Below are 23,251 nucleotides of genomic sequence, written 5' to 3'. Positions count from 1 at the left end.
TTGATCACGTCTTGTCTTGATGACGCCGAAGGCATTCGTATGACACCTTCTCCCGAACACAATCCTTTGTCTATCACTTAGGGAGTCGCTCGCAGGGGTTGTCTCAGTCAGTGTCCAACAACCCTTCCGGGAATAAGAGGTGGTCGGGGCCGGCGGAGGGTGGAGGACATCGAAAGTATCCTAGACGAACTCGGCGAATGATACGCGGAAGATTTTTCTTCGTGATTGATTGTCTCGTCCATGCCTCATTTCCATGCGGACGACCACTGATTGACGCTCTTCATCGCTATGGGAGTTTAGCCCCCTCTTGCATGATGAAATACGGGATCAAGTTTATTTGCCCTGTGAAAATCAATTTTGATATATCAATTTCATCTTGCGGCTCACGATGTAGTTAGCGGTAACCTCTGAGGAATTGTAAGAAATGCTCACTTTGTCTCGGAAGCATTTGGTTGATGCACTCGTTGCCGTTATGCCCTAAGTGTCGCAGATCGGAGTTCCTGCGGCGGTGGAATCGCAAGCTGGTTGACAGGGCCTTGAGCTTCCTCATTCTGAATCCTTCTTCCCGGTTTTGTGACCATCGCCTTTTGAGGGTGGGTCTTGTGGCAAGTCCATGGGTTCTGATTGGATCCGCTGGAGCGCTGGCCCCGGCTTCATCGCTGTGCTTTTGGGTCATTTGTCGCTTGACTGGTTACAAAATACTCTACCTTTGGGAAACCTGCTTCTGTGAAATGACTGAGTTTGACTCAGGATTTGTGAGAGTAAATGCGCAAGAAGCCATTGTCGGGTTGACAACATCAGTTGCCAACGATATTAAAGAGCAATCCCCACTTGCACGAAAACAGTGTTTGCTTCGCGTCGACAGTCCAATAGAGAGCGGTGTCATTTGTCTGGAGAAGAAGCGTGTGAGCGTCGAGGACATCTTGTCGTGCGTGCGGCCACCATGGAGGCGCATCTCAGCATCGAACGTGCGTTGGCGTTGCCGGACTCGATCCAGACGAGCGGGGACTATCGCGACTGGCTGGGTCGCTTCTTCGGCATATACCTTCCGCTCGAGGAGGTTCTTCGCGGTTTCCATGAGTGGCCGTCCTGGAAGATTGATCTCGACGTGTTGGGGCAGGCCCGGGCACTGCGCCAGGACCTGATTGCGCTCGGCTGCGATCTCCGCACGATTGAATTGGCTGTGGGTGATGCGCTTCCCCGGCTTACACGCTTTGCGGAGGCTCTGGGTGCGCTTTATGTCTTGGAAGGCTCTAAACTTGGCGGTCGTATGATTCTGCGTGAGTTGTTGCCGCGGATGAGTTCCGAAATCTCCGGTGCCTGGATGTTTTTTGAGGGGCATGGCGCGGAGACGGGTGCTCGCTGGGCTGACTTTCGCGGCTCTCTAGATGCGTACTGCGCGGCAGAGCCAGCGGAGCTTGGCGGCGTGATTGAAGGAGCCAACGCAACCTTTCAGGCACTCCATCGTTGGATGCTGCCGCTGGTGGTGGAGGAGGTGGCTTGAGCGATGTGACTGGAAGTCCCATTGACGTTCAATCGAATTATCCAGTGGACCTGTCGAATTGTGAGAGGGAACCGATTCATATTCCCGGGTCGATTCAGCCTCATGGTGTGCTGATCGTTGCCGGTCTGCCGGATATGATCGTGCGTTACGTCAGCGCAAATTCTGACGGGCTGCTCGGGATGTCCGCCGCCTCCATTCTTGGCAGGCCGATCACCGCGTGCCTTGGATCCGTGATTGCGGAGCAGATTGTTCGTCGTGACGATCGCGGACTGATTCTTCCGGAGACCCATCGTTTTGTCACGCTGCCGATCGAGGACGGCGAATTGTGTCACTTCGACATCCGCCATTTGAACGGACTGTTGTATCTGGAGGTGCAACGAGTAGAGTCCGTTGAAGACGACGAGAAGCTTCCGGCGCGCGCTCAGATGGTGATCGACTCGATGCGCGCTGCCTGCAATCTGGAGCATCTGCTGAAGGCGGCGGCGCATCAACTGCGGCAGTTGACGAACTACGATCGCGTGATGGTCTATCGCTTCAACGAGGATGGAAATGGCCATGTGGTAGCGGAGGACTGTGACGCGGCGATGGATCCGTATCTCGACCTTCACTATCCTGCCTCCGACATTCCGGCGCAGGCGCGCAAGCTCTATCTGTTGCAGAGGATTCGAGTGCTGTGTGATGTGGATTATGTTCCCGTGCCTTTGCTGGCGCATGTCGTGCCCGGAAGCGATCCTCCGCCTCTGGATATGACTTTCTGCGACCTGCGCAGTATGTCGCCGATTCATGTGGAGTATCTGAAGAATATGGGCGTGAGCGCTACGTTGACGCTTTCGCTGATCGTGGATGAGCAGTTGTGGGGGCTCTTTGTATGCCATCATCGCGATCCGAAACTTCCATCACCCGCGTTGCGGAGCAGTTGCGATCTCCTGAGCCAGATTATTTCTTTCATGTTGCGCCAGGCCATCGAACAGGATTTTTCCAACGACACGAATCGCAGAAAGCAGATGGTAAGCCATATCGCGGAATCGTTTCAGCGTCATGGATCGATTGCGGATGGTCTGGCTGCTGCTGAGAACTCCGTCCTGGAATTGGTTGGCGCGAGCGGCGCTCTGTTGTGTTTCGACGGGAAAAACCTTTGCCTTGGAGCTACGCCAGCCCTGGACGACTGCCTGATTGTCATGAGCGAGTTGCGCGCGCTGAGCACGGATAAACACTTTTCACTCGACTCCCTGGCGAAGGCTTTGCCCGAGTTCGAACGTTTGCGTGACGTCGCCAGCGGGGTTCTGCTGATGTCGATTCTCGGCAGCCCGAGCGATGGCATCCTCTGGTTCCGTCCCGAGGTGGTGCGAACGGTGAAGTGGGGCGGGAATCCCGAAAAGGCGGTGCAGATCAATGCCCAGACGGGCCGGATCTCACCGAGGAAGTCGTTCGATGTATGGAAGCGGCTGGTGGAACTGCATTCGCTTCCATGGGAGCCCGTCGACCTGGAGGCCGTGAGCGAACTCAAGCGAGCGCTCTCGGCCTTCATCATGACTCAGGCCGAGAGCCTTCTTTCGCGGTCGAGCCTGGTGGACGTTCTTACGCTCCTGCCGAACCGCCGCCATTTCCAAGACAAGCTGAGAGAGTGGAAGCAACGTTCGGATCTCTATCCGGCCGCCGTGATCCTGATCGGTCTCGATCGATTCAAGCGCATCAATGAGGCCTTTGGGCATGCTGCAGGAGACGATCTGTTGATTCAAGTCGCACGGCGGCTTTCCCGTTTTATTGTGAACGATGTTTTGCTAGCGCGGTTGGGCGGCGATGAGTTTGCGATGTTCTGCAGCGGAATGACCGCCGAAGAAGTCGATACGATCGTTGTTGAGATTGCCGAAGCGCTTGCTACCCCGTTCCAGGTGCATGGACGGCCATTCCGCGCGACCGCCAGTCTTGGGGTCGCTCATTCCTCACATGGGGGGGAAGAGGAGCTGCTGCAGGCGGCGGATACGGCGATGCATCTCGCCAAGCGTTCGGGCCGCAACCGCTCGATCTCCTTCGATAAGCTGACCCAGGACGCATCGACCGCAAAGCTGGAACTGGAGCAGGATCTCTATCGCGCACTGGAGGGGGATGAATTTCGGTTGGTTTATCAGCCGATCGTCTCTCTCTCCGACCAGTCGCTCTATGGGTTCGAGGCGTTGATCCGATGGCATCATCCGCAGCATGGTGTGGTTCCGCCGGTCGATTTTATTCCGATCGCTGAGGAGACCGGATTGATTCTGCCGATCGGCCGATGGGTCGTGAGGGAGGCCGCGAAGGCTTTGAAACATTGGTCGGTTTCCCTTGGCGGAAGGCTGACGATTCATGTGAACGTCGCCGCGCCGCAGTTGATCTCGCCCGACTTTGTCGCCTATCTCGCAGAGATATCGCGGGAGTATTCTCTCGATCCGAAGGCGATTTCGATCGAGGTGACGGAGAGTGTGTTGATGCGCGATCTGGCCGTGGACACCCTGCGCGACCTGAGGAATTTTGGATTCGGCGTCTCGGTGGACGACTTCGGGACAGGGTATTCGTCGCTGGCGTACCTGCAAAAGCTGCCGGTCGATCTGGTGAAGATCGACCGGAGCTTCGTGCGGGATATCGCGGGCTCGGCGAAGTCCAGAGACTTTCTGAGTGCAATGGTGCACCTGATCAAGACGCTGGGGTTGGCGGTGATCGCGGAGGGCGTGGAGACCGAGGCGCAGAGTGAGTTACTGCTCAGCCTTGGTTGCACGAGGGCGCAGGGGTACTACTTCTCACGCCCCATGGGGGGAGAGGCGGTGGAGGGGTATCTTTCCGCGCACGCGGATGGGTACGGGGAGTTTCGCGTGGGGTGAACGGAGCTCCGGGTTATGGGGTGCCTGGATGGCCGGTTTCGGGGGGAACGGGATAGGCGGGTGGAGCTCCCGGGAATGTGACCACGAGATGCTCGAAGACGACACCGGGATCGACATAGAGGAGACGAAGGGTGTGACGACCCGGGGTGAGGTTGCCGAGGGGAAGGGTGACGACGGCGGCGTTGCGGAGGACATTCGCTGCCCAGACGGGGGCGGTGTCTTCGTGCCATTCGCCGGTGGCTCCGGCGTCGAGGGGCGTGGGTGATTGACCGTCGAGGGCGGCGGCGAAGCGCAGGCGATGGGCGGCGTCGAGCGGGAAGGTGGGGAGGAGGTAGACGGAAAGAGTGGCTGGGCCGTGGGAGATGGTGGTGAACTCGTAGTCAAGCCAGGGCTGGGTTGAGGTCGAGGCGAGCGCGTTGGCGAGCCGGCCAGGTGAGCCGTAGACGACAGAGCTGCCGGAGATTCCGAGTTCGGAGAGGATGTTCCAGTGGGAGGCTGATCCATCTTGTTTGCGAGTGAAGTGTGCGGCCGAGATGGAGACGGTGGCGTTGTCTTCGAAGAAGCCTTGGCAGCACGGGGCGATTGGCTGGGGTGGCGCTGCCTGCCAGGATGCTGGGAGGGGGATGGCGGCGTCGGCTGGGGTGGCGGTGGCGGGCATCTCGAATACGTGCCGGTTGCGGGGCGAGGAGGACATCATGCCTGCCCATTTGCCCCCTTCGAGGGTGTTGTAGCGAACTGTCAGGGACTGGATGGTGTCGTAGGCGGCGTGCGCGCGGGCTGCCGCGGCCTGAAGGGCGGGTTGGTTATGGAGCGACGCGTCGAGGTAGGTTTGATCGGTGTCGAGGAACTTTTCATTCTGGGCGGCGGCCGCCTCGACGGGGTAGCCGACGAGCTCGAAGAAGGCGTTGGCGGAGGCTGGCGGCACGGAGCTGGCAAGGGCGGTTTCCTGCTGGCGGAGGCTGGACCAGGCGGCGAGACGGTCGCCATTCTGGCCGAGCGTGGAGCTGCCCCAGGCCAGAGGGTTGAAGGCGGTGCGTCGGATGTCGTCGTTGTAGCCGTTGAAGCCCATGAATTCAGGTTTACGGATGAAGTTCAACTGGTAAAAGCGCTGCATGAGTTGGGCGGTCGCGGAGGCGTCGATCGTGGGGAACTGCTCGGCGAACCACTGGCGCAGGAACTCCTGCTGGGTGAGGGCTGAGACCGCGGGCTCATCCCACGCGAGCTGCATGAAATAGTCGATGTCGATTTCAGCTGGTTTAAGGTCGCCGACGTTGAGGATCCAGTAACGGCGGGCTTTGTGGTCGTAGGCCTTAGTCATCTCCTCGCGGATGAGGGCGGGTGGCGTGGTCGAGAGCCAGAGATGGTCGTGGGGGAAGCCCCAGTAGGAGACGTGGTAGTAGACGCCGGAGCCGCCGGGGCGCTGCTGCTCGGCGGTCGTGGGGAGCTGGCGGAGGTAGCCGTAGTTGTCGTCCGTCCAGCCGAGGGTGACATCGGGTGGGACCTGCATGCCAGCGCGATAGAGCTCGAGCGACTCCTTGTAGAGCCAGATGACCTGCGGAATCTTGCCCAGGTGGGGGTCGACCCGTCGCGCGAGGAGGGCGCGCTGGTCGGAGATGGCCTGTTCGACGAGGCGGGCCTTGACCTGGTCGTCGCCGGTGGCTTCGAGGCCGGTGTCGTGTACGCCGCGGAGGCCGACGGTGTAGAAGTTTTCATAGCGTCCGTTCTGGGCGAGGCGTTTGTCCCAGTAGGCATCCATCGCCTGTTTGTTGCGCTGATAGTTCCAGGGGCCGTCGGTCTTTTCGTTCCATTCGCCGACGTTGTTGCGGAGTAGGGCCTCGGAGTGTGAGGAGCCCATGACGATGCCCCAGCGGTCGGCGAGTTGGGCGTTCTCCGGGACGGCGTTGAAGGGCAGGGTTCCGGGGTGCATGGCCGGCCAGAGGGAGTTGGCATGCAGGCGGAGTAGGAGCTCGAAGATGCGGTTGTAGGTGTTGGGGCCGATGTTGCGGAGGTTTGGGTCCATCTTCGTCGCTGCCCAGGGGCGCAGACCCCAGTCTTCATCGTTGAGGAAGATGCCACGGTATTGGACGGAGGGAGGTGGTTGCACGATGTGGCTGGCGGTGACGTAGACGGCTTCGTGGTGAGGGACGGGGACATCGGCCCACCAGTTCCAGGGGGAGACGCCCATCTGGCGGGAGAGAGTGAAGAGGGCGAAGGCCGCACCGCGCCGGTCGCTGCCGGCGACGATGAGGGCGCGGCGAACGCCGGGAAGGGGGTGGTCGGCGACGGTGGTGATGGCGGACTCCCACTGGCCGGAGAGGGCGGAGAGGCCGAGTGTGCCGGAGGCCTGCAGGCGGCGCATGGCGGGGGAGCGGTCTATGATGCCGACGATGAGGAGCGAAGCGGGAAGGGGGCCTTCGAGCGAGTGGACGATGCGGGGCTGGATGCCGGTGACGCGAGCGACGTCGGAGGCGAAGGCGGTGACCGTAGCGCTGAGCTGGGCATCGTCCTGGGGGGCAAGATAGATGGCGGCGGCGTGGCCGTGGGCGACGAGCGGAAAGGAATCCCGCGTGGGGATGGTGCCGACTCGCAGTGCCGGTCTTGGAGCGTAGAGGCTGGTTGACGTCTGGCCGTGGATGGGGATGAGCGAGACGGCTAGAATCGCGAGGATCGCGAAAAAACGATGATGCATGATGATTCCTTCATGGCATGGAGGGTGGATGCCAGATTGTGTCCTTAGAATATGTACAGCTTCCTATAATCGAAGGAATGTTCTGTCTGGATGACGCCAGGATGAGAGGTGCGTTTGGACGGTTTCGTTTTAAGGTAGCCCAGCGGAGAGATCGTGTCGACAGTCGTTCCCGGTGTACAGCGCGTAGAGGTAAGCCCTGAAGAGTCGCAGGAGCTTCTGCGACGGCTGGTCAACAGCCAAGAATTGAAGCGATCGGCACGGCTGCGCGAGTTGTTGCAGTATCTCGGGATGCGGTCGATGCAGGCGCGCAGCGCCAACATTCGCGAGCAGGAGATCGGCGCCGCCGTCTTCGGGCGACCTGACGACTACGACACGAACATCGACAATATTGTGCGGGTGAATGTGTCGGAGCTGCGGAAGCGGCTGGCTCACTACTTCCAGGAGGAAGGCGCTGAGGAGAAGATCGTCGTCGAGATTACTCGGGGCGGTTATGTGTTGTCCTTTGTCGGACGGCCGATGGAGAGGGAGCTTCCTGCTCCGGAACCGCCCGCGGCAGAGGCGGAGGATGAGGGTCTTGCCGCTCCGGGTTCTGATTCTGGAGATGCGCCCGCTGAGGGGGGGCGGTCAACGCGTGGGTTGGGTGATTCGACGCTCGCATGGCTGTTGGGTGCGGCCTTGTTGCTGGCGGTGGGTGGGTGCGGCTTCTTTTCCTGGCAGGTCCATGCGCTGCGGATGCAGCTTCGTCCGTGGCAGGCTAATGCGGATATGTCGGCTTTCTGGTCGCAGTTCTTTTCGAGTGGGGATGCGGTGGATATCGTTACTGCCGACACGTCGTATGCGCTGGCCGAAGACCTGCTGCATCGCCCGATCTCGCTGGACGACTATCTCGACTACAAATACAAGAGCTATGCGGAGCAGGCGGGGCTGCCGGCGGGGACCCGGGATGCGTTGAATCAGGTGTTGGACCGGAATACGGGCAGCGTGGGGGATTTTGAGGCTGCGGAGCGGATTATGGCGCTGGACGCGCACTCACCGGCCCTGCGGCTGGCCTCGGCGCGAGCGTATACGGCGCAGAATATCAAGAACAACAACGTGATTCTGATTGGGAGTCGTGAGTCGAATCCGTGGGTGGAACTGTATAAGGACGAACTGAATTTCTTTGTGGAGTATGACCCTGCGCTGCACCGCTCGTATATTGCCAACCGGGCACCCGCAGCTGGGGAACAGAGCGTCTATGAGATTGTTCGCGATCCTGATCATGCGTACAGCGTCGTGGCGTTTGTGCCGAACCTGAACGATCATCTTTCGACGCTGATTATCGCGGGCACGGACTCGCAGGGAACCCGGGCAGCGGGTGAGTTCATCACCTCTACGGCGGGGATCGAGGCGATTCGGCAGAGGATGCCAGCGGGGCAGTATCCCTACTTTGAGGTGCTGTTGTTTTCGTCGCGTCTGGAGGGTACGACGCTGAGCACTTCGATCAAGGCGTTCCGGGGGCATCCGCGCTGAATCCTTGACGGCCCTGGGCAACTTCTAACATGTAAGGTCTGACGTAAATCCACAGGTTACTGACTGGTGTGGCGTGCTGTGCGACAGCGACAATGGGTCGCCATGTCAGCCTACTCGCGATTCTCCGCCCTTCTGCTCGCCTTCACCGCTCTTACGAACCTGGCCCAGGTGAGGGAGACCCGTCCTGCATCGTCGCTGGCCGACCGGGTGAACGTTCTGATTGGGACTGCCTCCGAGGGGCAGACGTTCCCGGCTACGGGTGTCCCGTTCGGCATGACGCACTGGACGCCGCAGACACGGGCGGGCGAGATCAAGTGTGTGGCGCCGTACTATGCGGGGGATACGCGCATCCAGGGGTTTCGCGGGAGCCATTTTCTCTCCGGATCGTGCGCGCAGGACTACGGGAGCTTTACGGTGATGCCGCTGAACGACAGCTCGAAGCTGGAGGCGGCGGAGCGATCGTCGGCGTTCTCGCGGTCGAGTGAGCAGGCACACCCTTACCAGTACACCGTGGATCTGGCAGATAGCGGGATTCATGCGGAGATTACAGGGTCCGAGCGGTCGGGCATGATGCGTTTCCGGTTCGCGCCGGGGAGGAAGACGGGCTGGCTAGCGGTGGAGAGCAACCTGCGACTCGGCAAGGGGACGATGCGGATCGATCCGGTGCGGCAGGAGATTACGGGGGAGAATCCGGCGTATCGGATCTATGCGGGAGCGGACCAGCCGGCGGGGTTTTCCGGGTATGTGGTGGTGCAGTTCGACCGGCCGTTCCGGGTTGGGGGCACGTGGGCGGGTGGGCAGAGGCACGATGGAGCGCTGGAGCAGGAGTCGACGGCGGGAGCGCCGGGGGCTTTTGTCACGTTTGGGCTGGGTGCCGATCATACGGTTAGAGTGCGGATCGGCACATCGTTTACCAGCGTGGAGGAGGCCCGGCGCAACCTTGCGGGTGAGATGCCGGACTGGGACTTCGATGCAGCCGCAGCGCGGGCCCATGCAGCGTGGGAAAAGGCACTGGGGCAGGTGGAGGTCGGAGGGGACTCGCCGGATCTTACGGTGTTTTATACGGCGATGTACCACTCGAAGCTGCTGCCGAGGATCGTCTCGGACCGGAGCGGGACGTATCCGCGGTTTGCCGGCAAGGGGCAGACGGAGCTGGCCAAAGGATTCACGTACTACGATGATTTTTCAGTCTGGGATACGTATCGCGCGGTGCATCCGCTGCTGACGATCGTGGAGCCGGAGCGCGATGCGGAGATGATCCGGTCGCTGATTGCCAAGGGCGAGCAGGGTGGGTTTCTGCCGATCTTTCCGGCGTGGAACAACTATACGGCGGAGATGACGGGAGACCATGTCGCGGCGATTGTGACGGATGCCTATGTGAAGGGGATTCGCGGGTTTGATGCTGAGGAGGCTTATGCGCTGATGCGGAAGAATGCGATGGAGGATCCCGCAGACCTGGATCTGTACAAGGACGGGCGGGGGCGGCGGGCGCTGGCGTCGTATTTGAAGTATGGGTATCTTCCGCTGGAGGATCGGGTGCCGTACGCGTTCCATGGGGACGAACAGGTGTCGCGGACGCTGGACTATGCGTTCGACGACTACGAGGTGGGCGTGCTGGCGGCGGCGCTCGGGCACAAAGAGGATGCTGCCTTGTTTGCTGGGCGGTCCGGGAACTGGCGGAAGGTCATCGATCCGGCGGTGGGATTCGCGCGGGGACGGCACGCGGATGGAAGTTGGGTGACTCCTTTCGATCCGAAGGCGACGGCGAGTTACATCACCGAGTCGACTCCGTATGTGGATACGTTCTCCGTACCGCAGGACGTGCCGGGGCTGATTGCGGTGCTGCATGGGCCGGAGGCTTTTATCCAAAAGCTGGATGGGCTGTTTGCCAGCGGGACCTACGACCAGGGCAATGAGCCGAGCCACCATATTGCGTATTTGTACGACGATGCTGGGGCTGCGGCGAAGACGCAGCTTCATGTCCACGACATTATGACGCGGCTGTACACGAACAAGGTGAGCGGTCTGATTGGCAATGACGATGCAGGGCAGATGTCCGCCTGGTATGTGATGTCGGCGTTGGGGTTCTATCCGGTGACGCCAGGGACGCCGCGGTACTCGATTGGGACGCCGCACTTCGACGAGATGACGGTTCATGTAGCGGGCGGCGAGCGTCTTCACATCGTTGCGCGTGGTGCGGAGGCCGGGAGGTTCTATGTGCGCTCGGTGACGTTGAATGGCAGGCGTTTGGAGAGGATGTATCTGCTCCACCAGGAGATTGTTGGTGGAGGAGAGCTGGTGTTCGAGATGAGTGAGCATCCTGCGCAGTCTTAACAGAGTTCTAACGCCCGACTAACACCGATCTCACCGTAAATTCACTTGGCTATCGTATGCGCGGGTAGGCAGGATGATCGCCGTTCCATAAAGCCATTTGCATGGTGTCCTTATGCAATAGCCGAGAAAAACAAAGGGAAGACCGCAAGAACGGTCTTCCCCGCACGCACCATATTGCTGATGAGAGGTCTACGCGCGAGCGTCAGGAGAAAGAAGATGAGAGAGATGAGCAGGTCGAAAGAAACATGGCGTTCCATGGAGCGGATGAGTCCACGAAGGCTGCGGCATGTTGCAGGGATGACGCTGCTGGTAATCCTGCTGGCATGTGTGCCGGCGGCGCTGTCGCAGGGCATTACCGGGACGATTACGGGTACGGTGACCGATCCGACTGGGGCGGTGATCGCGGGTGCGACCGTGACGATCACGCAGACGGAGACGAATGCGGTGCATACCGTGACGACTTCCGACGCCGGGACCTATACCGTGCCGCAGTTGCCGAGCGGCCACTACACCGTGAAGGTGGACAAGGATTTTTTCAAGGGATTCAAGCAAAGCGCGATCACGCTTTCGATCGATCAGATTGTGCAGGTGAATGCGCAACTGGCGGTGGGGTCCAAGCAGGATACGGTGGAGGTGACGGCGACCGCGCCGGTGATCCAGAAGGACGACTCGTCAGTGGGCTCGGTGATCGATAGCCAGGCGATTCAGAATACTCCGCTGAATGGACGTCTGAGTATCGTGGGGTTGATTGCGCTGGCTCCTGGTGTGCAGGGAGCTGGAGCGCAGGATCAACTTGCGACGCGCGGCGTCACGGCCGCGGTCGGCACGGGCGGGAGGAATGCGTATGGCAGCCTGGGCTCCACGCTGGATGGTGTTACCAACCAGGAGGTGACGCTGCAGCGTGGCGAGGGCGAGGTGCCGTCGCTGGATGCGATTGCGGAGTTCAAGTTTCTATCGACGGGAGCGCCTGCGGAGTTCAATCAGCCCGCGCAACTGGTGGTGGTGAGCGCCAGTGGCACCAATACGCTGCACGGCGAGGCGTTCGAGTACAACCGCTCCAAAGGGACGGGCGCAAAGACGAACTTTCTGGGCACGGGACAGGCCCCGGCGCGGCCCCCATATCAACGCAATGAGTATGGAGGGAATCTTTCCGGACCGGTGCTGATTCCGCATGTATACAACGGCAAGGACCGGACCTTCTTCTTCGCGGCGTTCGAGGGCTTTCATCTGACGCAGTCGTATCCGCTGACGTCGCAGCAGCCTACGCTGAAGATGCGGGGTGGAGACTTCAGTGAACTGCTCGCCGGGGGCGCATGCAACAGCACGTCGACCAGCATTCTTATCAAAGACCCGACGACGGGCCTGCCGTATGCAGGCAACATCATCACGAACTTGAATCCGGTCGACCAGCAGTTGCTCAATATTTTGTATCCGAAGCCGACGCAGTCCGGTTGCGGCACCAACACCTTCGAGCAGGTGCAGGAGCTGAGCCAGTCGACACGGTTCTCACTGCGGCTGGATCACAAGATCAACGACACGAACCAGATTCGCTTTACGTGGCTGCGTGCCTTCTATGGTCCGAACGCGACGCAGGGATCCACGAGCCTGCAGGGCGGCAACGCGCAGGATGGTGAGCACAACAGCAACTTCATCTTGGGGTATACCCACACGTTCTCTCCGACGCTTGTGCTGGATACGTATGGCTCTTACTTCCACCTGCCGATCTATCGGACCCCGCAGAACTACCAGACGAACTTTTCGAACATCATTCCCGGGCTTGGCGCAGAGCTGATCCAGGGTGCTCCGCAGATCACGATCACCAACATCACCGGTGTGAGCGAGTCCGGATCGAAGGACCTGGAACAGGATGCGCAGGTCAACGCGGTGGTCACGAAGGTGTTCGCGAAGCACTCGGTCAAGGCGGGGTTCTCGTATCTGTACGACAATCACTGGAACGATTCGGCCTCCAGCCCCCAGCGTGGTTCGTTCAGCTTCACGGGACGGTATACGGGATATGCGCTGGCGGACTTTATTGCGGGATATCCGGTTTCAACCGGGCTTCCGACGCCGAACAACTATATCGTGCGGAATATCTCCAGCCAGTACGGAGCATTCCTGCAGGATGACTGGAAGGTCACGTCGAAGCTGACATTGAACCTCGGCATCCGCTACGATCTGAACTGGTTCCGCGACAATCCGTACGGCAATAACTCACTGTATATTCCATCGTTGCAGAAGGTTGTCGTTTTCGCGAAGGCCTATCCGGCGTCGGCGATTCCGGCCTACCTGAACAATCCGAGCATCTCGTTTGCACTGGCGCCGACGGTGGGTTTGTCGACCAACGTCTTCGATTATCTTGGGCAGAATAAGAAGAACTTCGCGCCGCGCACCGGCTTTGCGTATGAGGCGTTTCCGAACACGGTTGTGCGTGGTGCGTTCGGGATCTACTTCAACCTGCTGCCTTCGTCGTATATCGACTCGGCCGCATTCGGCACGCTGCCGTTCGCGGGCGCGCAGACCTATACCAACTCCTCATCCAGCACGCCGACGTTCAGCATGAACGCGCCGTTCTCGGCGACCGGTGCATTCAGTGCGAATCCAAGCGTCTCCACGCAGGGGCCGCTGAAGACGCCGTACACGGAGGAGTACAACCTGGCCGTGGAGCACCAGTTTCACAACGGCTTCGATCTGCGCGTGGGCTATGTTGGGCAGCACAATCTGAAACAGAACAACCATGGTGGTCCTGGTACGACTGAACCGAACATCAACCTCGCCAATCCTCCTGTGGTGGGTGTGTCCGCGCAGTCCACGAACCTGGTGCAACCGTTCTCGGCGATTACGCAGTTGATCTATCCGATCTACCACAGCACGATGAACTCGCTCCAGGTGGGCCTGCATAAGCAGTATCGCCATGGTTTTGCCTTTGGCGCGGAGTACTCGTGGACACGTGTGCTGGGGACGGAGAATATCGAGAATCCTTCGGGAGCGAATTCTACCGACTCCTATGGACCTATCTCCGGCATCGCTCCGCAGGTGCTGACTGTGAATTACTCCTACGTGCTGCCGTTCGGGAGAGGGCAGGCGCTGCTTGGCGGCGTGGGCAACCTAGTGGATAAGCTGGTGAGCGGATGGCAGATCTCCGGGATCAGCACGTTTCAGAACGGACAGCCGTTCTCGGTGACGTATACGGCTCCGGGTATCACAGGGTTGGTCAGTGGGCGTGCGGATCGCGTAGCCGGGGTTCCGCTTTACCCCTCGAACAAGACCCGGAGTGCGTGGTTCAACACGGCCGCGTTCGCGGCACCGCAGTGCTACAACGCAACCGGAATCTTCGCGTGCAGCACATACAAGTCCACCTTTCCCACGAGCTATGCGCTCTATGGCAACTCCGGTTACGATCTGCTGCGCGGGCCGCGCTTTCAGGATTGGGACATGAGTCTGCAGAAGAACATTGCGTTCAAGGAGCGCTACAAGGTTCAGCTTCGGGCCGACTCCTTCAACGTGTTCAATCACCCCAACCTCGGTACGCCGAACGCCAACATCAGCAACAGCAATGTTGGAACGATCACGAGCGTCTCCGGTACGCCCGCCTATGAGCAGCGTACGGTGGAGTTTGCCGCGAAGTTCATGTTCTAGACGGAGTACTGCAATCGATCGTGCGCAGGATCGCCGAACTTGGCGGACTGCGCACGTTTCGTTTTGCGTGTGAACACGGTGCGGTTGCAGTCTTGTGTCTTAGGCCGGTGACGCAGGTCTCCCAACACCGACTGTGTCGATCGAAGCAGTAGTGCGTCGCCGAAGCTGGATTCAGAAAGATGTCTTGAACGTTTCCAAATCATTTCAATTAATTGACAATCAAAAATAAATAGCCCAAGAATGATGAGAGTAAAAATATCTGATTTTGCTCTATTATCGAAGGTGCACAGCAAGAAGATCCTCGGCATTCAGACGCGTTTGAGAGACCTAATTTCACCATGGCATAAAAATCCGTGGCATGTGCTGCGTTGATGGCGACAGGTGCATGGACTGACTGTATCGGCTTGCGAAAGTTGTGGTGTGGGAGAGCATGAGTTTTTATCTAGCCCTGGATGTGGGTGGCACCAAGACCGACTACGCGCTCGCCGACGAGACCCATGAGATCGCGCGTGTTCGCACTGGCACCATCAAGCGGATGCGTACCGACGATGCCACCGCGACGGTTCATCTTGAAAGTGCGCTCGCTGATCTGACGGCGCTCAGTGGCGTGGACATGAAGGCCATCCGCCGCACCTGCATCGGTACTGCCGGAGAGACAGTGCCCTTGGTCGCCGACTGGCTCCATGCTGCCTTCGATCGCCGCGTCTCCGGTGAGAGGCTCTTGCTCGGCGACGTGGAGATTGCGCTCGATGCGGCGTTTCCGGGGCAACCTGGCATCGTTGTGATCGCAGGCACCGGATCGAACGTTGCCGGACGTGCCCACAACGGTGCTTTGCTCAATGCGGGCGGATGGGGACCTGCGCTTGCGGATCAGGGATCTGGCCATCGCATCGGCCTGCAGGCGTTGCGTGCCGCCTTTCTCGCCATCGACGAGGCGCTGGACGACGCGACTCGCGCCGTTCCGACGAAGCTGATGCCCGCGATCCTCGACTTCTGGAAGCTCCCATCGCGGGAGCACCTGATCGAGTATGCGAACAGTATCCCCGCGCCGGACTTCTCCGCTCTCACCGGTCTCGTGGTGGCGGTGGCCGAGGATGGCGATGCGACTGCCAAGGCTGTGATGCAGCGTGAAGGGGAGTCTCTTGCTTATCTGGTGCGACTGATTGCGCGACGTCTGCGGACGATGGCACCCGATCCGGAGTGGGTGCCTCAGCTTGCGTTCACGGGTAGCATCCTTGAGAAAGTTGCGCCGGTACGAGAGGCCTTGATGGCCTCTCTCCAGGCTGAGTTCCCAACGATGCAAACACCGTCCGAGGTGATCGATCCGATCGCGGGAGCCATCTGGCGCGCGCGTAACGGCTAGGACTTTATGCCGGTGCACGCGCCGAGACGAAGGCCTTCGGCGTGAAGGTCAGGTCCTCGACAAACGGATATGAAGGCACCCGATACTTGTTCGGCGGCAGATGAACGATATCCTGGTTGATGGATCCATCGGAGAGCGCCATGAGGCTTGGATTCGCGATGGGGGCCAGTTCAGGCGACAGATAGCCGGACTTCACGACGATAATCTTGAAGTACTGTGGCTGAAGCCCGAGGCGCGTGAAGTCTACGATGTCGTGATAGGGACGCCGCTTCGCGCACAGCACAAGGGTTACACCCTCGATCTGCACGACGGCCTCGCGATCCATTTCATCCTTCGCGGGGAGGAGGAACACCACTTTCGCCACCGCGTGGACGGGGGTGCTGCCTAGCGGGTCAAGCGTGGCTCCAATCGAGAGGCGAAGTGTAGCGCCGACACCGGCTGCGTAACATTTGTCGGCTGCCGGTCTGTCGGTGATGCCAGCGAATACAACGTTCTTTGCTTTCAGGCGCAGCAACTCCTGTAATACCTCGGCGCGGTCGCTGGTTCCACCGCCAGTTGGATTGTCGCCGGAATCGGCGAGGATTGCCGGCTGTGTTTTGGCCTTCATTGCTTTTTCAATGCACTCGTCGATGGTTCCGGTTTCCGTGCCGAACTGAAACTCCCGGCGTGCGTCCCAGTACTGCTGCGCGAGGGACAAGGCGATTTTCTTTTCGCTGGCGACAGCTGTTCCGGTGACGACGGCACAGGCGGTAGACCGCGGCTCATCGGCCCAGACGTATCCCACGAGCATGGAGACATCCAGGATTCCAGGCTCTTCATTCAGCTTCGGAAGCTGTGCCCAAAGCCTCTCGCCCGGCTGCCAGGTCGTGCTGCTGCGCTCTCCGGGCATCAGGACCGGGATCGGAGCCCATACGAGCGTGGGACGGATGTGCTGCTCCAGGCAGTGCAGCAGCATGGCGCAGGCCCTTTGCATCGTCTCTTCACGGTCGATGTGTGGTGCGGTGCGGAAGGCGGACAACATATCGATGTTGTCGATGACTCGTTTGCTGACGTTTCCATGGAGATCGTAGCTCGCGGATAGGAGGCAGTCCGGCCCAACGACCTTGCGCGCCGCTTCCATCCAGTCGCCCTCGGCGTCCTGCATCCCATCCACGAACATTGCGCCGTGCATTGGCAGGAAGAGGCCATCCAGTGGGAGCAGAGCCTTCAGGCCGTCGAGAAACTGCTGCTTGATCGCAGCGTAGGTTGCGCGGTCGACCGGACCTCCGGGGGTGGCTGCGGCTACGGTCGTGGGCAGGAATGGGACCGCATACTTTTTCAGAAAGGCGAATCGTTGAGACTCGGTGAGAGCAGTTCCGCTGAGCACGCTAAAGTCCTGCATGCGCGCACGAATGCGGCTGTAGGTGCTGGACTCGATCCCGATGCCGCCAAACGCGACGCGGGGCTGCATGCTCGCCAACAACGAAGGCTTCACCGCCATGGAAAGGGAAGCGGCAGAAGCTGTTTTGAGAAATGATCGTCTATGCACGAAGACCTCCTGAATCTTGGGAAGGATCAGCAACAAAAATACGGCAGGCCCCGTGGTAGAGGGCCTGCCGCGTAGTAAGTCGGTTAGAACTTGAAGCGGGCCGCGAACTGCAGAATCCGCGGGTTATAGGCATTAGCTGTGCTTGTGATGGTACCGAAGGCAGCATTGCCGAGAGAGGCGTTGGGGAAGGCGAACTGCGCCGTGTTCATGACGTTGAAGGCCTCTGTGCGGAACTCCATGTTCACCCTTTCGGTGATCGTGAAGGTCTTGAAGAGGGACAGATCGACGCGCTGAAGACCGGGTCCGGAGACCTGATCGCGGTGCTCGTTGCCTACTACACCGCCAAGCTGCCTCTGGTAGGCCGCGGTATTGAACCACTGCAAGACGGACGGATGGGCGATGCGTGCGCTCGCAATCTGGTTGGGGCGGTCGGTGTTCGCTGTGCCAGGCCGCGTGCCGCTGCGGTTGGCGATGTTCGTGACGGAGAAGGGAAGGCCAGTGTTTAGCACAACGATGCCGTTCGCCTGCCAGCCTTTCACCAGGACGCCGCGGATGCCCCGGTAGCTGTTGCCAAACGGCAGCGAGTAGTTGAAGGCACCCGTCGCGCGATGCCGCACATCGAGATTGGCGTTGCCATACTCGAGTGTTGGCACGAGCGAAGGTACGGAGCCGAAGCCATCGCCGCCATCGTTGCTGATCGTCTCACTGTCGTCCAGATTGTGCGCGTAGGTGTATGTGACCGACGTATCGAGGCCCTTCGTCAGACGCCGCTTGAACACAAGCTGCAGAGCGTTATACGAAGAGATGCCTTTGCTTGTGAAGAGAGGAACGCCAGTGATCCCCGGCGAAGTGCCGTAGTAAGGGCGCAGGGTGTTGTAGTTGAAGGTGGAGACCACAAGGTTGGTTGCCGTGGGGTCCACAAACGACTGGCTGTTTGGGCTGGCCGCGTTCACGTCCGAGAGGTAATAGGCCAACCGGCGTCCGAGTTCGCCAACATAGGAAGCCGTTACGAGGTTGCCGCCGAACTCACGTTCTGCGGTGAGGTTGAACTGCTCGATATAGGTCGACTTGAAGTGAGGATCGAGAGCGGCGCTCACCGAGCCGGTCGGGTTGGTCGCGGAGTTGGCTACCGGCACAGGAAGTCCGTCGGCGAAGTACTTGTGGGAAGCATCGCAGGGTGACGTTGTGCTGCATGGACCAATGGTTGCGTTGAAGGGCTGGTTGACAAGCGCCGAACCGGAGGTGAGATTCTCCGGCGCAAAGCTGAGGCCGAATCCGCCGCGAATAACGGTCTTCGCGATGGGGGTGTAGGCAAAGCCGACGCGCGGAGCGAGGTTGGAATAGTCGACCCGCACGTTGCCGTGACCATCCACACCGGGCGTGCCTGCCACGACGATTTTGCCGGTATCCGTATCGAAGTTCGAAAGGATGTTGTTGGTGTCGGTATACGGCGTATAAAGGTCCCAACGCAGGCCTAGGTTGATGGTGAGGCTCTGCGCTACGTGCCAGTCGTCCTGCACGTAGACATGCGGTTCCCATGTACGGTTGTGCGGCTGGAAGAGGATGTCGTTCCGGCTCAGGCTGCTGTAGTTTCCAGCCAGCAGGGTCGCGAAGTTGGTGAAGGTCCATGAGCCCGATGCGGAGTCGGTCTGCGTCGTTGTGTCCTGACGGCGGATGACACCGCCGCCCAGTTTGATGGTCTGCTTGCCATGCGTCCAGCTTACTGCGCCGACATACTGCCACGTGTTTTCGAGATACACGATCGGCGGATGTCCGCCCAGCGTTGCTCCCTGGCTGATCGTGACCGGCGAAAGCTCACTCGTGCGCGGGCTGAAGTTTATGTTCGCCTGTCCGAATGCGGTATTCGGTGCCAGGCCGAAGTTCTGTGGATCTTGGCGGTTGTTCAGGAAGGTGTAGCCAGCCTTCAACTCCAACAGAAGGTTCGGCGTAAAGGTGTGGATGTAGTTGAACTGCACCTGGTGCGCGAGGCTCTTTGCCGGACCCGCATAGCTGCTCAGGTTGCCACCAGGCGCAATCGTCAAACCGGCTGCGCTGACGGAGGGAAAGAGGCCGCCGACATTGGTGATGACACGATTGAACGTATAGCGAATGAACCCGAAGTCCGAAGCGCTGAAGCGGTGATCCACGCGTCCGTCCGCTGTATCGCTCGTTTGCGAGTTCGAGGGCGACACCGTGTAGTTGTTCGTCAGCGCGGTGCTGGTGGGTAGAGGGAACAGATTGAAATACTGCAGGCCAACCTTATCGGGCGTGGTGACCGTCTGGTTGATTGCAGGGTTGTCGGTGAAGTTGCCTGGGTTCGCGCGCTCAAACGCAGTTGGCACTGTCGTCTGTGTCGGGTTCAAGCCGCGCACGATCCGCAGTCCCTCATAGTCTCCAAAGAAGAAGGTCCTGTCCTTCAAAATCGGGCCACCGATGCTGCCGCCGTACTGGTTCTGCCGGTAGTGTGGCTTGGGAATAGAGGCACCGAACTTGTAAGGATTCGTATTCAACACATCGTTGCGGAGGAATTCGTACACCGACCCATGCAGCTTATTCGTTCCGGATTTCGTGATCACATTGATGATCGCGCCTGCCGAACGCCCCGACTCCGCCGTGAACGTATTCGTCTGGATGTTAACTTCCTGAATCGCATCGACCGAAGGACGGACGCCAATGGAGCCGATCACGCGCTCGTTGTTGTCCATGCCATCGATCAACTGATTGTTGATGACGTCTGCCTGTCCGTTCACCGAGACCGACGACGTTAAGCGCCGGTCATCGGGGCGGTTACCGCTTGCGAGCCCGTTGTTCAAGCCCTCCGTGGCACCTGCCGTAATCTGCACCAGGTTATAGAAGTTGCGTCCGTTTAGCGGAAGCTCCTGCGTGGCCTTTTCGGTCACGGTGCTGCTGAGCACAGATGAGTCAGACTGCAGCGCCGGTGCCTGGGCCTCTACCTGCACGACCTGATCTTCGGATCCGAGCGTGAGGTGCGCATCTTCACGCGCACGATCCCCTGCAGCCAGCGCGAAATCTTGAATCGTGGCTGTCTTGAAGCCTTTGCCCATCACGGTCAGCGTGTAGTGGCTCGGCTTCAGGAGTGTGAACGTATATTGGCCGGCATCATTCGACGTCACCGTTCGTTTCTCCTGTGTGCCTACGTCGGTCAACTGCACCGTGGCGCCCGGAACCACGGCACCCGAAGCATCCGTGGCTGTGCCGATGACGTCGGCAGTTGTGTTCTGAGCCAGGAGCGAAGCTGGCATCAGCATCACACCGCAAAAGACCATTGGCAAAGTGAGCGTTGCGGTACGCCGCAGGAAGGAGCTGCGCCGCAGCGGGGAGGTATGACAGTTCAGTGTAAAAAGCGATTCAGAAATCATCTGGCTCTCCTTGTAGAGGGTTCAGCAATCTGGAGGAAATAAGGGAAGGCGCTCATTCTACGTTGGAAAACGGTGAGTCTACCCGGATCAAAACAGGAGGAAGACAATAAGGGCCCAGTTAGTTGAACTGCGAGACATCCATGCCGAGCGAGAACGTCTCGGGATGCTTGAGCAACTCATCCCACGTCACTTCGCGGCCTAGCACCGCCGCCTGGCGTCCGAGCATGCAGCTCCGTGCGCTCTCGACACCCGCAGCAATCTGGTTATGAAACTTGCCCGACGTAATGCTCTCGATGAACCCGCGATCCTTCATCGGGTCAGCCAGCGCAAGGTTGTCGGTGAAGGATCCATCGGCTGCGAACTTCGCCGGAGCGGCAGTGGCGGCAGCATCGTTCGCCCATGTCCACGGTTGCTCGCCCACAATACGCAGCGGTCCGGAGTACGGAGCCTCCGCATGGCCTGTGGTGCCGAAGATCGTCTCGGCCACATCGAAGTAACCTGTGTTCCCGAACTGCGTCGACGAGAAGCTCAGCTCCACCTCGCCGGGATAGGTGAAGATCACCTGGTAGTTGTCGCTGGTGTTACCGGCGTGCTGCACTACCTTGCGGCTGCACTTCGCCACGGCCTTTACCGGGTGCGCGCCCATGATCCAGTTGCACACGTCGATGACATGAATGTTCTGCTCCAGCAGGATGTCTCCGGACAGCGTGCGATCCCAGAGCCAATCTCGCAGGCGCACCTCATCCTTGCCCATCCCCGACCGGTCGGGATAGCTTGAAGCCGGCGCGTTATAGTGCGCCGAGATCGAAGCGACCTTGCCGATCTGGCCGTCGTGAATCCGCTTCACAATTTCCACGAAGGGCGGGGCGCTGCGAATTTGAAAGCCGACATCCACGCTGACCTTGTTGCCAACGCGTTCTGCAATCGCCAGCGCTCGCTCCGTCTGCGCGATGTCCACACCTACCGGCTTCTCGCAGTAAGCATGCTTGCCAGCGCTGACGATACCATCCAGATGCTCCACATGGAACCACGGCGGTGTCGAGATCTGCACGGCATCCACTTCGGAGGACGCCGCCACCTGCTGGAACGCGGTATGACCGCGGAACATGAGCTTCGGGTCGATCGACGGCTTGCCCAGCCCGCTCTGCAACGCATCGAAGTGCGTCTTCGCCTTGCCCAGTTGGTCCGGAAAGATATCCGCCAGCGCCACAATGCGCGCTCCGGTATTCTTCGCGAAAGAACTCGCCACGGCTGTTCCACGCCGTCCGCAACCAAGCAGCGCAAGACGGACAGCAGAGTTGGCCTCATATCCAAACGCAGTCTTCGGTTTCAGAATCATCAACCCCGAGGCTGCCGCTGCACCGCTGACAAACTTTCTCCGGTCCATAACTCGATACCGCCTTTTCTCTTTTTGAAGTGAACTAGATCTCCGCCAGAATGCGTTCGAGGTAAAGCTTCTCCTGCTTCACGTCCTCCATCTGCTGCGGTCCGGATGTCTCGCGCTCGATCGTGACCGCACCCTGATATCCCAAATGCTTGAGTTTGCCCAGCACCTGCTTGAAGTCAACCAGTCCCTTGCCGATTACAACCTCTTCGCCGAGCTTTGACGGGTCCGTCGGCCAGCGGCCATCCTTGGCGTGCATGGCTTTCACATAGGGGCCAATCAGTTCCAAGGCATCGACGGGGTTGGCCTTACCGTACATGATCAGGTTCGCAGTATCCAATCCCACGCCAAGGTGCGGGTGGTCAACATCCTTGATCATGCGCAGCATCGTCGTGGGCGTCTCCTGCCCTGTCTCCATGAGGAAGTCCTGCCCGTTCCCCGCGCAGTGCTTTGCGAGATCGCGAATCGTTACTACGGTCTCGTCGTAGAGCGGATCTGCCGGATCCTCCGGGATAAACCCGCAGTGCGTCTGCACGCGGCCAATGCCGAGCATCTTCGCGAAGTCGGAGGTCTGTTTGAGTGCGTCCATGCGTGCGGCACGAGTCGCGCGTGGCACCACCCCGATCGTTGCTGGACCCTGTGTGAAATTCCACTTCAGCGGACCGGGACCGACCACCTCAGCGGTCGTCGCTACCAGGCTGTTCCTGTCCAGGGCGTCCTGCATCTTCTGAGCGAGCGCGCTGTTGTATTTGCCGAGAAAGTCATCGAGCGAGAGGAAGCAGTTCGTAAACCCAAGCTTCCGCACCCGAGCAAGCGTCTCCTCGATGCCGCGTGCCGGTTTGATGAGGAGGCCTAGCTCCATCGGCTTCAAAGCTGTCGGCGGCGCTCCCATCCACGCGTGGCCCAAGGGCCATGCACTCCGCATCGAAGAGGCCATCCCGGCTTCAAACGCTGTGGTGATAAAGGCTCGACGTTGCATGGCAATCTCCCTGAAGAATCAAAGTGTTGCGCCGCTGCAGCTTCCTGGATTGTCATTTATTTCACTTTTAGACAAAATAAATATTCAATCTTT

Annotated in this window: 11 protein-coding genes; 6 read left to right on the top strand and 5 right to left on the bottom strand. The window is 59.6% G+C overall.

All coding sequences use genetic code 11. From position 1 onward, the window contains the following. Positions 1 to 844 precede the first annotated feature (844 nt). Positions 845 to 1,504 carry a biliverdin-producing heme oxygenase gene (locus BM400_RS16770; RefSeq protein WP_342714597.1) on the top strand — a complete coding sequence of 220 codons (660 nt, stop codon included), beginning with the start codon at positions 845 to 847 and terminating at the stop codon, positions 1,502 to 1,504. A 44-nt stretch (positions 1,505 to 1,548) separates the two neighbouring features. Continuing rightward, the gene (locus BM400_RS16765; protein WP_175529082.1) at positions 1,549 to 4,356 is read left to right on the top strand and encodes a bifunctional diguanylate cyclase/phosphodiesterase; all 2,808 of its coding nucleotides are present in this window, start codon (positions 1,549 to 1,551) and stop codon (positions 4,354 to 4,356) included. A 13-nt stretch (positions 4,357 to 4,369) separates the two neighbouring features. Here the strand turns inward: BM400_RS16765 and BM400_RS16760 are convergent, their stop codons facing one another. Next, positions 4,370 to 7,045: a glycosyl hydrolase 115 family protein gene (locus BM400_RS16760; RefSeq protein WP_089840896.1), complete on the bottom strand. Its 2,676-nt coding sequence runs from the start codon at positions 7,043 to 7,045 to the stop codon at positions 4,370 to 4,372. A 153-nt stretch (positions 7,046 to 7,198) separates the two neighbouring features. Between BM400_RS16760 and BM400_RS16755 the strand changes: the two genes are divergently transcribed. The 4 genes from BM400_RS16755 to BM400_RS16740 all read left to right on the top strand — a co-directional run bounded on the left by BM400_RS16755 (position 7,199) and on the right by BM400_RS16740 (position 15,887). Further along, positions 7,199 to 8,554, top strand: coding sequence for a winged helix-turn-helix domain-containing protein (locus BM400_RS16755; protein ID WP_141223979.1), 1,356 nt, complete (start codon positions 7,199 to 7,201; stop codon positions 8,552 to 8,554). A 102-nt stretch (positions 8,555 to 8,656) separates the two neighbouring features. Beyond that, entirely contained in the window at positions 8,657 to 10,888 is a 2,232-nt protein-coding gene (locus tag BM400_RS16750; RefSeq protein ID WP_089840892.1) for a GH92 family glycosyl hydrolase, read from the top strand. 264 nt (positions 10,889 to 11,152) lie between these two features. Beyond that, positions 11,153 to 14,524, top strand: coding sequence for a TonB-dependent receptor domain-containing protein (locus BM400_RS16745; RefSeq protein ID WP_245781927.1), 3,372 nt, complete (start codon positions 11,153 to 11,155; stop codon positions 14,522 to 14,524). A 430-nt stretch (positions 14,525 to 14,954) separates the two neighbouring features. After that, positions 14,955 to 15,887: an N-acetylglucosamine kinase gene (locus tag BM400_RS16740; protein ID WP_089840889.1), complete on the top strand. Its 933-nt coding sequence runs from the start codon at positions 14,955 to 14,957 to the stop codon at positions 15,885 to 15,887. Positions 15,888 to 15,891: 4 nt separating this feature from the next. Here the strand turns inward: BM400_RS16740 and BM400_RS16735 are convergent, their stop codons facing one another. From BM400_RS16735 to BM400_RS16720, 4 genes are all read right to left on the bottom strand, one after another. Then, a complete protein-coding gene (locus BM400_RS16735; protein ID WP_089842054.1) occupies positions 15,892 to 17,415 on the bottom strand; it encodes a M81 family metallopeptidase in 1,524 nt (507 codons plus the stop codon). Positions 17,416 to 17,498: 83 nt separating this feature from the next. After that, positions 17,499 to 20,678 (bottom strand): TonB-dependent receptor, encoded by a 3,180-nt coding sequence (locus BM400_RS16730; RefSeq protein WP_245781926.1) that lies wholly within the window; start codon positions 20,676 to 20,678, stop codon positions 17,499 to 17,501. Positions 20,679 to 20,913: 235 nt separating this feature from the next. After that, the gene (locus BM400_RS16725; protein WP_089840884.1) at positions 20,914 to 22,182 is read right to left on the bottom strand and encodes a Gfo/Idh/MocA family protein; all 1,269 of its coding nucleotides are present in this window, start codon (positions 22,180 to 22,182) and stop codon (positions 20,914 to 20,916) included. 34 nt (positions 22,183 to 22,216) lie between these two features. Then, on the bottom strand, positions 22,217 to 23,158 hold the full coding sequence (locus BM400_RS16720; RefSeq protein ID WP_089840882.1) for a sugar phosphate isomerase/epimerase family protein: 942 nt from the start codon (positions 23,156 to 23,158) through the stop codon (positions 22,217 to 22,219). Positions 23,159 to 23,251 lie beyond the last annotated feature (93 nt).

Source organism: Granulicella pectinivorans, assembly GCF_900114625.1.
Classification (GTDB): Bacteria; Acidobacteriota; Terriglobia; order Terriglobales; family Acidobacteriaceae; genus Edaphobacter; species Edaphobacter pectinivorans.
This window is presented reverse-complemented; position numbering and strand designations above follow the sequence as displayed.